13 protein-coding genes are annotated in these 12,436 nt (G+C 55.0%); 4 read left to right on the forward strand and 9 right to left on the reverse strand.

Going from position 1 to position 12,436, the window contains the following annotated elements; genetic code table 11:
- Nucleotides 1–84 precede the first annotated feature (84 nt).
- From FHQ30_RS12000 to FHQ30_RS12020, 5 genes are all read right to left on the reverse strand, one after another.
- Nucleotides 85–831: an SDR family oxidoreductase gene (locus FHQ30_RS12000; RefSeq protein ID WP_267963863.1), complete on the reverse strand. Its 747-nt coding sequence runs from the start codon at nt 829–831 to the stop codon at nt 85–87.
- Nucleotides 832–931: 100 nt separating this feature from the next.
- Entirely contained in the window at nt 932–1,645 is a 714-nt protein-coding gene (locus FHQ30_RS12005) for a carboxymuconolactone decarboxylase family protein (protein ID WP_139612053.1), read from the reverse strand.
- A 105-nt stretch (nt 1,646–1,750) separates the two neighbouring features.
- The gene (locus FHQ30_RS12010; protein WP_267963864.1) at nt 1,751–2,878 is read right to left on the reverse strand and encodes an amidohydrolase family protein; all 1,128 of its coding nucleotides are present in this window, start codon (nt 2,876–2,878) and stop codon (nt 1,751–1,753) included.
- Nucleotides 2,879–2,897: 19 nt separating this feature from the next.
- Nucleotides 2,898–3,578 carry a type 1 glutamine amidotransferase domain-containing protein gene (locus FHQ30_RS12015; protein WP_139612054.1) on the reverse strand — a complete coding sequence of 227 codons (681 nt, stop codon included), beginning with the start codon at nt 3,576–3,578 and terminating at the stop codon, nt 2,898–2,900.
- Between the two features lie 224 nt (nt 3,579–3,802).
- Complete coding sequence (locus tag FHQ30_RS12020) at nt 3,803–4,675, reverse strand: LysR family transcriptional regulator (RefSeq protein WP_139612055.1); 873 nt, start codon at nt 4,673–4,675, stop codon at nt 3,803–3,805.
- A 101-nt stretch (nt 4,676–4,776) separates the two neighbouring features.
- Between FHQ30_RS12020 and FHQ30_RS12025 the strand changes: the two genes are divergently transcribed.
- From FHQ30_RS12025 to FHQ30_RS12035, 3 genes are all read left to right on the forward strand, one after another.
- Nucleotides 4,777–5,478: a glutathione S-transferase family protein gene (locus tag FHQ30_RS12025; RefSeq protein WP_176552677.1), complete on the forward strand. Its 702-nt coding sequence runs from the start codon at nt 4,777–4,779 to the stop codon at nt 5,476–5,478.
- A gap of 68 nt (nt 5,479–5,546) precedes the next feature.
- On the forward strand, nt 5,547–5,957 hold the full coding sequence (locus FHQ30_RS12030; protein WP_139612057.1) for an OsmC family protein: 411 nt from the start codon (nt 5,547–5,549) through the stop codon (nt 5,955–5,957).
- A gap of 150 nt (nt 5,958–6,107) precedes the next feature.
- Nucleotides 6,108–7,508, forward strand: a complete 1,401-nt coding sequence (locus FHQ30_RS12035; protein WP_139612058.1) for an alkyl/aryl-sulfatase — start codon at nt 6,108–6,110, stop codon at nt 7,506–7,508.
- A 630-nt stretch (nt 7,509–8,138) separates the two neighbouring features.
- On the opposite strand, the gene FHQ30_RS12040 is transcribed toward FHQ30_RS12035, so the two are convergent.
- From FHQ30_RS12040 to FHQ30_RS12050, 3 genes are all read right to left on the reverse strand, one after another.
- A complete protein-coding gene (locus FHQ30_RS12040; protein WP_139612059.1) occupies nt 8,139–8,459 on the reverse strand; it encodes a hexameric tyrosine-coordinated heme protein in 321 nt (106 codons plus the stop codon).
- A 187-nt stretch (nt 8,460–8,646) separates the two neighbouring features.
- Complete coding sequence (locus FHQ30_RS12045) at nt 8,647–9,684, reverse strand: TIGR03571 family LLM class oxidoreductase (protein WP_139612060.1); 1,038 nt, start codon at nt 9,682–9,684, stop codon at nt 8,647–8,649.
- A 12-nt stretch (nt 9,685–9,696) separates the two neighbouring features.
- Nucleotides 9,697–10,686, reverse strand: a complete 990-nt coding sequence (locus tag FHQ30_RS12050) for a zinc-dependent alcohol dehydrogenase family protein (protein WP_139612061.1) — start codon at nt 10,684–10,686, stop codon at nt 9,697–9,699.
- Between the two features lie 100 nt (nt 10,687–10,786).
- On the opposite strand from FHQ30_RS12050, the gene FHQ30_RS12055 reads away from it, so the two are divergent.
- Entirely contained in the window at nt 10,787–11,698 is a 912-nt protein-coding gene (locus FHQ30_RS12055) for a LysR family transcriptional regulator (protein WP_139612062.1), read from the forward strand.
- A 55-nt stretch (nt 11,699–11,753) separates the two neighbouring features.
- Here the strand turns inward: FHQ30_RS12055 and FHQ30_RS12060 are convergent, their stop codons facing one another.
- Nucleotides 11,754–12,362, reverse strand: a complete 609-nt coding sequence (locus FHQ30_RS12060; protein ID WP_139612063.1) for a DUF1349 domain-containing protein — start codon at nt 12,360–12,362, stop codon at nt 11,754–11,756.
- Nucleotides 12,363–12,436 lie beyond the last annotated feature (74 nt).

Here is a 12,436-nt window from a genome sequence, read left to right on the forward strand (position 1 = left end):
TTTCAGACGGCATTGATTAATATCCGCTATTTTTTACCGCTTATTTACCGCTTATCAAGGGGCGGAAATGGGCGGCAACGCCGGTTAAAACTCCTGCCGCGTCGGGCGGATGGTGATTTCGTTGATGACCACGTCTTCCGGCTGTTCGATGGCGTAAGCCACGGCGCGGGCGACGGCGTCGGCGGGGATTTCGTAGGCTTCGTAAAATGCCTGCATCGCGGCGGCGGCTTCTTGGTCGCTGCTGCCGTGTTTGAGTTCGCTGTCCACCGCGCCGGGGTAGAGGGTGGTGACGCGGATGTTGTCGCCCGCCACTTCCATGCGCAGGCCTTCGCTGATGGTTTTCACCGCAAATTTGGTGGCGCTGTACACGGTGCCCACGCCGCCGGACACTTTCAAACCGGCCACTGAGGAAAGGTTGATGATGTGGCCGCTTTTTTGCGCCTGCATGGCGGGCAATACCGCGGCGATGCCGTAGAGCACGCCTTTGATGTTGACGTCGATCATGTTGTCCCATTCGTCTACGCGGCATTTGGCCATCGGCGCCATCGGCATGATGCCGGCGTTGTTGAGCAATACGTCGATGCGGCCGAATCGCTCAATCGCTTGTTGGGCCAGGTTTGCGACTTGTTCGCGTTGGCTGACGTCGGTGGCGACGGCAATCGCTTCGCCGCCGTGGGCGCTGATTTCCGCCACCAGTTGTTGCAAACGGTCGGCGCGGCGGGCGGCCAGCACCAGCTTGGCGCCCAGTTTGGCCAGATGGCGGGCGGTGGCGGCGCCCAAGCCGCTGGAGGCACCGGTGATGATGACGACTTTGTTGCGGATGTTGTTCATGATTGACTCCTGATGTTGTTGTTTTAAAATCGGTTATTGCTATTTGAGGCTGCCTGAAAAGTTAAAGCGGTGTTTTCAAGCAGTCTTGGCGCGGTATGCCTTACTGCGCATCATACGCCTGTTGCACCGCGGCGATGCACGGAATCACGGTCGGCCAACCGGCGTAAAATGCCAGATGGGTGATCACTTCGCCCATTTCCGTGCGGCTGATGCCTTGTTGGATGCCGCGCGCCATGTACACGCCGAGAAAATCGCGCAGGCCTTGCACAATCAGCGCGGTGATGCTGATTAAATTGCGGTCGCGCACGCTCAAACCGGGGCGCTGCCACACGTGGTGGTAGAGCAAATCGGTGCTGAAATCGGCCAGGCCGGGGGCAAACGGGCGGATGTTTTGATCGATCAAGCCCATAAAGAAATCGTTGTCGGGCAAGGCTTGCGCCAAGGGCAGCGGCTCCGGATGCAAAACGGGCAGTTTGGCGGCGTCGATGCCGCGTTCGGCGAAGATGTCTTTCAAAATGATCACCGCGTTAAAGGCATTCGACCAACCGGCATAAAACGCCATGTGCAGCACGATTTCCGACATTTCTTCGGCGCTAACGCCGTTGTCCATCGCTTTGTTGAAATAGTGCGCCATGCCGGCGGTTTGCGCGCGGGCAATCAGCGCCGCCACGGTGATGACGCAGCGGTCATGGGTGCTCAGGCCTTGGCGTTGCCACAAATTATTGACAATGGCGCTGCCGGTGAAAGCGGCCAGTGTCGGCGAAACGGCGGCCACATCGGCAGGGCTGACGGCGGAATGCGTTTGGTTTGACATGATTTTTTCCTTCTAAAATAGATTGGGTGTTTTCAGGCAGCCTTAAGGAGCCGTCTGAAGGTTTTTTAAAGCCGTGTGCAGTTAAAACACAAAGTGCGGTTCGGCTTACAATTTCAATAATTTTTGCGCATTTTGGTGGGCGATCAGCGCCTTTTCGGCATCGCTTACCGGCAGGTTTTCCAGCCAACTGCGCGCGCCGTCGAGGCTTTGGTACGGATAATCGATCGAATACAGAATCCGTTCGCTGCCCATCAATTCGCGGATAAACAGAAAGTGCGGTAGCGTGAGCATGCCGCTGGGGGTGACATACACTTGCTCGCGGTAGGTTTGGGTGAGGCTGCGGCCAAGCCCGGTGGCGGCTTGCGGCAGGCTGTCGTCGAGCCGCTGCAAATAAAACGGCAGCATTTCGCCCCAATGGCCGCTGATCACTTGCAGATTCGGGTGGCGGTCGAAACAGCCGCCCAACAGCATGCGCAGCACCTGAATGCCCGCCTCGTTGTGCCAGCCCCAGCCGAACATCGCCAAGCGCGCGTCCACCTCTTTATCAAAGCCGGTGTAATACGCCTGCCGCACCGCCTCCACCGGCAAGCCCGGATGCACATACAGCGGCACTTGCAAATCGCTGAACGCCGCCAGCAACGGTGCAAAACGCGGGTGGTCTAGAAAATCGGCATCGGGGCGGCCGTTGATCAGCGCGCCTTTAAAGCCCAATTCCTTCACCGCCCGCTCCAGCTCACGCACCGCCGCTTCAGTGTCTTGCCACGGCAAGGTGGCGAAAGCGGCAAAACGGCCGGGGTGTTTGGCGGCGGCCTCGGCCATCGCATCGTTGGCGGCACGGTGCAAGGCGGCGGCTTGCGGCATGGCCGCCATCTGCGGCGCCCCGCCCACCGACAACACCTGCATGTCGATACCGGCGGCGTCCATGTGTTGCAGACGGCCTGCATCCATATCAAACAGCAACTGCATCGATTCTGGCGCGGCAACAATGTGCGGGCGGCTCCAATCCGCCACATCCGCGCCGTCGGTCACGCGGCTGCCCCAATCGCGCAGATACGGCGCGGCGGCTGCGGTGGCGGGCAGCGCGGCCTGCGCCAAGGCCGGATGCAAAACGTGTTCTTCTACGGTAATGATTTTCATGTGTTTTTCCTTGCCCGTGTGTGCGGTTTGGCTGTAGGCCAGCGTTGGCAATGCCATCAACGCCAAGCCTACTTTTAAAAACGTACGGCGGTTCATGTAAACGCTTCAGACGGCCTTACTTCAAAGCTTCGCGCAAAGCCACGCCCAAAGAAGCGGCGGATTGCGGGTTTTGGCCGGTAATCAAACGGCCGTCCACTTGCACTTCGTCGTGCCAGTTGGCTGCGGCGTGGTGGTGCGCACCGCGTTCGGTGAGCGTAGACGCCAGCAAAAACGGCACCACGTCGGTGGACTGCACTTCCTCCTCTTCGGCATCGGTAAACGCCGCCACATTTTTGCCCGCCACCAGCAGGCTGCCGTCTGAAAGGCGCGCATTCACCAGCGCCGCCGGGCCGTGGCACACCGCCGACACAATACCGCCCGCTTCGTAAATGGCACGAATCGCATGTTGCGCCGCGGCGTTATCGGGGAAATCCCACATGGTGCCGTGGCCGCCGGCGAAGAAAATCGCGGCGTAGCGGGCGGGGTCGATGTCGTCGATTTTTAAGGTATTGGCAATGGCGTGGCGGAAATCGGCGTCCGCCCAATAATGTTTGTTGGCCGGGTCGTTCATGTCTTCCAAACCGTCCAGCGGGGCGGCGCCGCCTTTGATGGAGGCGAATTCCACTTGAATGCCTGCCTCGTGCAGTTTTTCCAGCGGATGGGTGACTTCGGCCAGATTAAAGCCGGTGGGGATGCCGGTGTCGCCTTTAACGTCTTGGCTGGTAACCACGAATAATACGGGTTTGCTGTTGTTCATTTGCTTGCTCCTGTTGTGTGGGTTGTTCGTTGTTGATGTCAGCAGTATAGCCGCCTTGATTATGTTTTTATAGATATGCTTAGGTAAATTTATTATTTCCCAAAAGGAAATAATTAGGCGGAGGCAAACAACGAAGGCTGCCTGAACAGGCTCATCATGTTCAGGCAGCCTGATGCCGCTCAATCAAGCGGTGATTGGCCGGGATAACCCGGCTTGGGGCGCGATTATCCGGGCGGCTTGAACCACTGCGCACAGAAATCCAGATACACCCGCACAATGCTCGACGGATGGCGGTGCGAGGGATACAGCAAATGCACCGGCTGGGCGGGGAAAGGGTAGTCGGGCAAAACCGCCACCAGCTTGCCCGCCTCAATCAGCGGCCGGGCCAGAAAATCGGGCAGATCGCACACCGCCTTGCCTTGCAGCGCCAGATGGCGCAGATGCTGGTAATCGTTGCTGCCAAATTGCGGGGTGATGCGCTGCGGGTGTGCGCCCAGCTGCCAGCGCAGTGTTTGCCCGCTGCCGGACATCCAGCCCGCACAGGGGAGCGCGGCCAAATCTTGCGGCGCGGCGGGCATGCCGAAACGCGCCAGCCATTCGGGGCTGGCCACCAGCATCAGGCGGACGTCGGTGATTTTTTTGGCGATCAGCGCCTCGGTTTGCAAATCGCCCACCCGCAAGGCCACGTCGATGCCTTCTTCCAATAAATCGATCTTGCGGTTGCTGCCCACCACCTCCAGCGCAATATCCGGATACGCGCGGGTAAAATCGTCGAGCAGCGTCCACCACAATTCAAAACTCTGCGGCATGCTCAGGCGCAGTTTGCCCTTTAGTCGGCTTTCGTTGTGTTTAATCCGCCGCTCGATTTCGTCCAGCGTTTCGATGCTGAAATTCGCCTGCTCATACAATTGCTGCCCGGTTAAGGTGAGCCGCACCCCTTGGGTGGAGCGTTCAAACAATTGCACGCCGATATCTTGCTCCAGCTCCTTGATTTTTCTGCTCAATGTGGCAATCGGCACGCCGATCCGCTGGCTGCCGCCGGCAAAGGTGCCCGCCTGGGCGATGACGATAAACATTTTGATGCTGTTTAAATCCATGTTTGCGTTCCAAATATGAAATAGTTTGTTTCATTTTATCCGATTCCATTCTTGATTTGGAAGCTTATAATGCAGCTTTATTTATGCAAAGGAAGCACCCCATGTTAAAACTCTACACCATTCCCGGCGCGGCAAACTGCCGTTCGTTTTCCCTTTTTGCCTATAAGGCCGAAGCGCTGCTGGCTTTGTCGGGCGCGGATTACACGCTTGAATATATTGCCGATTTCTCCAAAATGCCCCGGGGCAAAGTGCCGGTATTGCAAGACGGCGAAACGTTAATCGCCGACAGCGAGTTAATTAAGGCCCATCTGGAACGCCATTTCTCGCTCGACATCGACCGCACTTTGACTGCCGAACAGCAAGCCGTGGGGCGTGCGTTTCGGGTGATGTTGGAAGAGCGCAGCTATTGGGCCAACGTGTACAGCCGCTTTATCGACCCCGCAGGCAATGATTTTTTGCGCAACCAAATGTTGGGCGGCGTGCCTGAGGAGATGAAGGACGGCATCGCCGCCACCATGCGCGAAAACGTGCGTACCCAAATGCACGGCCACGGCATCGGGCGGCACACGCCGGCGCAGATTTACGCGTTTGCCCAAGCCGATATCGACGCGGTGCTGGCCTACATGGGCGACAAGCCGTTTTTCTTCGGTAGCGAGCCCACCAGCATTGACGCCACCCTTGCCGGGCTGTTTGCCAACTGGCTGGTGAGCGATTTTGACTGGCCGCTGCGGGATTATTTGCACACCCGGCCGCAAATTGCCGATTACGTGCAGCGCTTTGAACGCGTGGTGTTCGGGCAATAAACCAAAACAGGCTGCCTGAAAACCCAACCGTTAACACACTTTTAAATTTCTAAACAAGGAACCGCTTGATGAATCACATTACCGTTGCCTACCAAGGCCAATTACGCCAACACATCACCTACCCCGACAGCCCGCAAACGGTTTTTACCGACGGCCCCGCTATTGCCGGCGGCTTGCCGGGCAACCCTTCCCCGGTGGAACTGCTGGCCGGCAGCTTTGCCGCCTGCGCCTTGACCATTATGGCATTGCGCGCGGAAAGCCTGGGGGCGGATTTTTCCGGCTGCACGGCGGAAGTGGCCGACAAAGAAGTGTCGATGAAGGAATTTCGCATCAAAAAATTGGCACTGAAATTCAATCTCAAGCAAGCATTTAACGCGGAAGTGCGCCAAGCGGTGGAAAGTGCGGTCACCGATATGTGTATCGTCGGCAGAAGTTTGCACCCTGATTTGGTGCAAACGTTTGAATTTAATTATCAATAATAGTGAAATAAAATAAGTAAAGATACAAGGCGGAGCTGATTTACTGGGTGCTTTAGCACCTTAGTAAATCGTTCTCTTCGAGCTAAGCCGCAGCCAACGCCGTAGATTTCTGATTTTATTTCACTATAAGACAACAGACAGGACAAAACCATGCCACCCGAAGCATTAAGCCGCCGCAGTTTCACCCGATTATTTGCCGTATCCCTGGCCTTGCCCGTGCTGGGCAACAAAGCCTTTGCCGACACCAGCAAAAGTGCGGTCAGTTTTGCACCCAAAGCATTAGCCGACGGCGAGCAGAAACTGCGTGATTTTGCCGCGCAATATCAAACCCGCGTGTATGAAATCGTGCCGAATAAAGTCTACCAAGCGGTGGGCTACGGCCACAGCAATGCCACGTTTATCATCGGCGAACAATCGGTGATCTTGGTGGATACGCTGGACAGCGACGTGCGCGGCGAAACCTTGAAAAAGCTGATTGCCGAGCACACCGACAAGCCTGTGAAAACCATTATTTACACCCACGGCCACCCCGACCACCGCGGCGGCGCAGGCGTGTTTGCCGACACGCAGCCTGAAGTTATCGCCTTTGCCCCGGTCAAGCCGTCACTGCCGCGCATGAACCAATTAAAAGACGTGTTTGAACAACGCGGTATCAAGCAAATGGGCTACGAATTGAGCGACGAAGAAGCCTTGTCGCAAGGCTACGGCATTCGTGAAGGCGTCGCGTTGAACCGTGCCAAACGCGCCTTTCTCGCCCCCACCACGCTGTACAAAAACGAGACCAATATCGCCCGCAATATTGACGGCGTGAAGATTGAATTGATTGCCGCCCGCGGCGAAGCGGACGACATGATTTACGTGTGGCTGCCTGACTATCAAGCGGTGTGCTGCGGCGACAATTATTCGGGCTGCTGGCCGAACACCTCGCCCTTGCGCGGCGGACAAAGCCGTGATTTGGATACATGGATTGCCTCGCTGGATAAACTGATTGCCTTAAACGCCAATGCCTTATTGCTCGGACACACCCGGCCTGTGATCGGCAGAACCAAAATCAAGGCAGAGCTGACCAACTTTCGCAACGCCCTGGATTACGTGTTCACCGAAACGCTGAACTGCATCAACCAAGGCATGAGCATGGACCAAGCCGCCGAAACCGTGCGCCTGCCCGAAAAATACGCAAAACTGCCGTATCTGGGCGAATACTACGGCTCGGTGGATTGGACCGTGCGCGGCATCTACAGCCTGTATGTCGGCTGGTTTGACGGCAACCCGACCCATATCCACCCCTTGCCCGCCAAAGAAAAAGCCGACAAAACCATCGCGATGATGGGCGGAGAAAAAGCCGTGCTGGCCGCCGCGCGCGACGCCCTGAACCGGCAAGACCCGCAATGGGCGGCGGAGCTTGCCGACATCGTGCTGGCAAGCGACGGCGGCAATCACGCCGCCAAACAACACAAAGCCCAAGCCTTGCTGCTGCTGGCACGCGGGGAAACCAGCGCCAACAGCCGCCATTATTATGTGGCTGGTGCAAAAGAGTTAATCGCAAAATAAATAAATCATTATTTTTCGGCAGTGGGGCAGTATCTGAACGTCAAACCGCAGGTGGCGACGTATGTGGAACGGTTTAAACAAAACGTGTTTGGAAGCTAACTATAGTCGAAGAAATGAGTTTCTGCTACGGCGTTGGCTCGCCAAGAAACCAGCGGCAACAGCCGCCATGACTACCTCGCCTGCGCCAAGGAATGCATGCAGCCGGAAAGCTATAGTCGGAGAAATTAGATTCTGATACAAGGCGGCGAGCCGCAGACAGTACAGATAGTACGACAAGGCAAGCCAACGCCGTAGCAGAAACTCATTTCTTCGACTATAAAATCGAAAGCCAAAACCCGCCGTTTTCATGCCAGGCTGCCTGAAACCAAAATCATCGCGTGCTTATGGACGCGCTGAACCACGCCACGGTTAGCCGCCGGAAAATGCGCCGCTTTGTGCAGGGAAAAGGCATTGCCGCCAAAGCGGTGGCTCCGGATGGCGGCGAATTGGTGCCGTTTTAACCCGTTGGGATAGGGTGAAAACCGCACTTGGCGGCAATCTGCCCGGTGCGGTTTTGGGGCGGGTGAATAGGCCGTCTGAAACCGCACTTTGAAGGGGCGGTATTTCAGACGGCCTTTTGAGCAGAAAAATTTAGCTGCGCCAATAATTGTTCGCTGCCGCAATGGTGGCAAATTCAATGGCAACCACTTGGGCGGCGGCGGTCAGGCTGCTGGGGTCGGTCGAATACGCCGGTCGGCCGGCTTTGAGTACGTCCAAATCCGGTTGAATTTGGTGGATGGTATGGCGGGCAATCATCATGGCCAATTGGCGCCCCTCTTCCGGCGTGGCGGTAATCAGCGTGCCGCCGGGAATGCCGACCAGTGCTTCGGGGGGAGTGGTGTCGTCATGGGTAAACTCCTTTGGGTTTAGGTTTGGATAGCTTTTCCTTGATTTTATCGGCTTGCAAACCATTGTTTGGCAATGGATCTAAAATCGATGGCAATCAGAACGGGGAAATGCTTTGGAAATGGTATTTTATTCACTATAGTCGAAGAAATTAGTTTCTGCTACGGCGTTGGCTCGCCTTGCCGTACTATCTGCACTGTCTGCGGCTCGCCGCCTTGTATCAGAATCTAATTTCTTCGACTATATATTACCATTACAGCTTGGCAATCACATTCTCGCCCAGCTCCTGCAACACTTCTTCGGCGGGGCGGCGGGACGGTTTCAGGTTGATGGTAATGTGTGCCAACCCTTGTTCTTTTTGCGCTTGCCAAAATTCCAGCAAACGGTTTGAGCCGCCGCTTAAAAAGATGTTGTGGTGCAGCTTGGCTTCATCGTTCGGCTTGTCGCTCAAATCCACAAAATTGGCATAGCCGAAAGGCCGCCAGTAGCCGTCTTGGTTCAACTCCGCCAAGGTTTGCACGATATTGCCGGTATCTTTGGGATTGACGCCGTGCCAAATCCAGCCGTCGCTTTCGTTGGCAAGCCAATCCAATTCTTGCCTTGCCCGCCCGATGGCCACCATCGGCAGGCGGTGCGGCGTTTTCGGATATACGTCCACATTGCCCGACATCGTGCCGTAAAATGGGCTGTCAATCACAGGGAAATCATGGGTTTTAGGGGCGGTTAAAGTGCGGATAATCCGCCATTCGTCGCGGAAACGCTCGGCACGGTTGGCAAAATCTTGGGCAAAAATCGGATATTCAACCGGGCGGTCGCCGCTGGACAAGCCTAAAATAAAGCGTCCGCCAGACAATGCGTCCATGCTTGCCGCCGCTTTTGCGGTGTGATACGGATTACGCAAAGGGCTGACAATGCCTGCGGTGCCAAGGGCGATTGTGCGGGTGCGTGCCGCCAAATAGCCCAAACTCACCCAGGGGTCTAAACCTTGCCCGACATCGCCGAAATTGGGATCGTAAAACGGCACATCACGCAGCCACAATGCGGCAAAGCCCGATTTCTCGGCAAGCGCTGCCAAATCGCCCATATCGGCAATGTCCGGTTTGGCGGTGTTGGGATAGCCTTTAAACGGGGCAATCAGCCCAAAAGTGAGCTTGCCCTGCTCAAATACCCGGCTCATCGCTTGGTGCCGGGCAAGCTCTGGGGGCAATGATGTGTGGGTATCGACGTTGTGGTTTGGATGAAACAAATGGCTGTTGTCTTGGCCTAAAATGGATAAATTGGGGGTGTTCATTTTTTGCTCCTGTTATGAGACATTCACCACAATTTTGCCGATTTGCGTGCCGCTTTCCATATAGCGGTGGGCATCGCGGATATGGTCAAACTCAAATTCGCGGTCAATCACAGGGCTTAATGCACCGCTTGCCAAACCTTGGTTGACAAAGGCTTTGGCTTGAGCAAGCGCGGCTGAATCTGTGGTGATTTCAAACAGTTCATAGCCGCGGAAAGTCAAATGCTTCGCCAAAATATCCATCACGCCGATTTCTAAATTAGCGTAATCCAAGGCACCGTAAATAAAGTACATGCCTTGCATTGCCATCGCTTTGGCAAATTGCGCCGCATTCGCACCGCCCACGGGGTCAAACACCATATTCGCCCCTTTGCCGCCGCTGATGGCGCTCACTTCGGCAAGCAAATCCTGCTCGGCGGTCAGCACATAATCCGCACCGGCATCCAGCAAGGCTTGTTTTTTACTGCTGTTTCGAATGACCGCCACCGCCACCGCACCGATCATTTTGGCGATTTGAATCGCCGCAATGCCGACGCTGCTTGCCGCCGCATTAATCAACACAACATCGCCCTGTTTTAATTTGCCCAATTCAATCAATGCCCCATAAGCGGTGACATATTGCATATAACTTGCCGCCGCTTGTTGAAAATTGATGTTGCCAGGGAATTTGACGATGGCATGGGCAGGCAGATTGACGGTTTCGCCGTAAGTGCCGTATTCGGTAAACATAAATGACGGCACCACCGCCACTTTGTCGCCGATGGCCACGTCTGCCACGCTCTCACCAACCGCCGATACCACACCGGCCGCCTCATAACCCAATTGGGCAGGAAAAACAGGGTCAATCACATATTGGCCGTTGCGGTACATAATCTCGGCACGGTTTAAGCCGATGGCCTGTACTTTGATTTGCACTTCGTTGGCTTGCGGCGCGGCAACAGTTACATCGATGATTTCTAAAACACCGGCATCGCCGGTTTGATTAAAGATAACTTTTTTGCTCATTTTTTGACTCCTAAAACTGAATGGAGTAGAGGATAGCGGTTTTCGTAAAAAATGATAATATAGCCAAAATACAAAACACTTTTGCAAAAAAGGCAAAACCATGGACTATTTTTCCGCCCTCAACGTTTTTCATTCCGTTGCCGAAACCGGCAGTTTCAGCCGCACCGCCCAAGCCTTGGATCTGGCGGTATCATCGGTCACACGGCAAATTGATAATTTGGAACAAGCCCTTGAAGTGAAATTATTTTCCCGCAGCACCAGGCAGATTTCGCTGACCAACGCAGGCGTGCTGTATTTAGAAAAAACCTTGCCGATTTTAGACGAGTTGGCACAGGCAAATGCGGCATTGGCATCCGAATTAAACGAGCCGCAAGGCAAGCTGAAAATCAGCTTTTTCCTTGCCTTAACGCCCATTATCGCCCCTGTTTTAACCGCCTTTGCCCAGCGATACCCCAAAATCAAATTGGAAGTGGCGGCAAGCGATGAATATGTGGATTTTGCAGCGGACAGAGTGGATTTATCCGTGCGGATTGGTCAGGTGGACAGCCCCAATGTCATCGCCAAACGCCTGTTCACCCACCCACGGCTGCTGTGTGCTTCACCCGCCTATCTGGCAAACTGCGGCACGCCCCAAAAACCAGACGATTTATTGCAACACAACTGCCTAGCCTACCGTGCCAACGGGCAGGTGCAATACTGGCATTTTTCCAAACCAGGGCACAAGCCCAAAAGCGTTCGCACCGACGGCACATTGATTGCCAACAGCGTAGCGCTGCTCAAAGCCTATGCCTTGGCGAATATCGGCATTATCCATCTCCCCGAATGGCTGATGGTCGAGGAATTGGCAGAGGGTCGTTTAATCCCTATTCTGCCGGACTGGCAGGTCAAACCGACGGCGGACAATGGCGATGATGCGCTGTATTTGGTCTATCCGCCCAACAGCCGCAACATCGCCAAGATTGAATTATTGATGAAATGTTTGTTGGAATATGGCGGTGCAGATGCCGTCTGAAACCGCACTTTGCTTTTTTCAAACAGGTAAAAGTGCGGTTCAGACGGCCTGTTTGTTAATCCGGCTGTTGTCCGGTGTGTGCCAACCATTTGCATTCGCTGATTGCCATCTGGGTGAATACGGCGGTGAAGGAGGAGACTTCCGGCGAGCAGGCATACACGCCGAAGCGGATGCTGCCGCTGCCTTGTTCCAAATGGCAAATCCGCATTTGCTGAAACACCTCGCCGTCTGTCGAGCATTCGATGCAGTAATCGCTTTCGCGGCGGCTTAAGCGGTACCACATGGATTTCACCGCCGCGTCGATTTCGGTGGTGGCCCAATCGGAATAGCCGCGGTTGGTGACGACGCTGCCCAAATGTTGGAACTGCTCGTTTTCATACTCCACCGAGCCTTTGAGCCAGTTTTCCGAATCCAGATACAGCACCACGCCGCATTGGTCGAAGCGGGTGCGGCTGTCTGAAAAATCGGTTTTGACGGTAAAGGAAAAATACGCTTCGTCGGTTTGCATTTGCAGCACGGGCGCATTGTCGTTCGCAAAATGATAATAGGTTTTCTGCCACAAATCGGTGTGTGCTTGGGTGGTGATGGTGATTTTGTCGTCGGCGATGCTGAACTGTTGCGGCGGCCGCGTCCAGTGTAATTGTTTGCTGTCAAAGGGTTTCATCGTATGCTCTCTGTGCTGTCGGTCGGATTTGTCGGTTTGTTTTATTCAAACATAATAGCAACTGTGTTTAACTT

The organism is Testudinibacter sp. 'clade 2' (assembly GCF_006227735.1).
Lineage (GTDB): Bacteria > Pseudomonadota > Gammaproteobacteria > Enterobacterales > Pasteurellaceae > Chelonobacter.

What these genes read in the sequence shown, in the direction of transcription:
- FHQ30_RS12020 (WP_139612055.1), bottom strand. Translation starts at nt 4,675, where the DNA reads ATGGATTTAAACAGCATCAAAATGTTTATCGTCATCGCCCAGGCGGGC.
- FHQ30_RS12060 (WP_139612063.1), bottom strand. Translation starts at nt 12,362, where the DNA reads ATGAAACCCTTTGACAGCAAACAATTACACTGGACGCGGCCGCCGCAA.
- FHQ30_RS12005 (WP_139612053.1), bottom strand. Translation starts at nt 1,645, where the DNA reads ATGTCAAACCAAACGCATTCCGCCGTCAGCCCTGCCGATGTGGCCGCC.
- FHQ30_RS12000 (WP_267963863.1), bottom strand. Translation starts at nt 831, where the DNA reads ATGAACAACATCCGCAACAAAGTCGTCATCATCACCGGTGCCTCCAGC.
- FHQ30_RS12045 (WP_139612060.1), bottom strand. Translation starts at nt 9,684, where the DNA reads ATGAACACCCCCAATTTATCCATTTTAGGCCAAGACAACAGCCATTTG.
- FHQ30_RS12050 (WP_139612061.1), bottom strand. Translation starts at nt 10,686, where the DNA reads ATGAGCAAAAAAGTTATCTTTAATCAAACCGGCGATGCCGGTGTTTTA.
- FHQ30_RS12035 (WP_139612058.1), top strand. Translation starts at nt 6,108, where the DNA reads ATGCCACCCGAAGCATTAAGCCGCCGCAGTTTCACCCGATTATTTGCC.
- FHQ30_RS12025 (WP_176552677.1), top strand. Translation starts at nt 4,777, where the DNA reads ATGTTAAAACTCTACACCATTCCCGGCGCGGCAAACTGCCGTTCGTTT.
- FHQ30_RS12055 (WP_139612062.1), top strand. Translation starts at nt 10,787, where the DNA reads ATGGACTATTTTTCCGCCCTCAACGTTTTTCATTCCGTTGCCGAAACC.
- FHQ30_RS12010 (WP_267963864.1), bottom strand. Translation starts at nt 2,878, where the DNA reads ATGAACCGCCGTACGTTTTTAAAAGTAGGCTTGGCGTTGATGGCATTG.
- FHQ30_RS12015 (WP_139612054.1), bottom strand. Translation starts at nt 3,578, where the DNA reads ATGAACAACAGCAAACCCGTATTATTCGTGGTTACCAGCCAAGACGTT.
- FHQ30_RS12040 (WP_139612059.1), bottom strand. Translation starts at nt 8,459, where the DNA reads ATGGTTTGCAAGCCGATAAAATCAAGGAAAAGCTATCCAAACCTAAAC.
- FHQ30_RS12030 (WP_139612057.1), top strand. Translation starts at nt 5,547, where the DNA reads ATGAATCACATTACCGTTGCCTACCAAGGCCAATTACGCCAACACATC.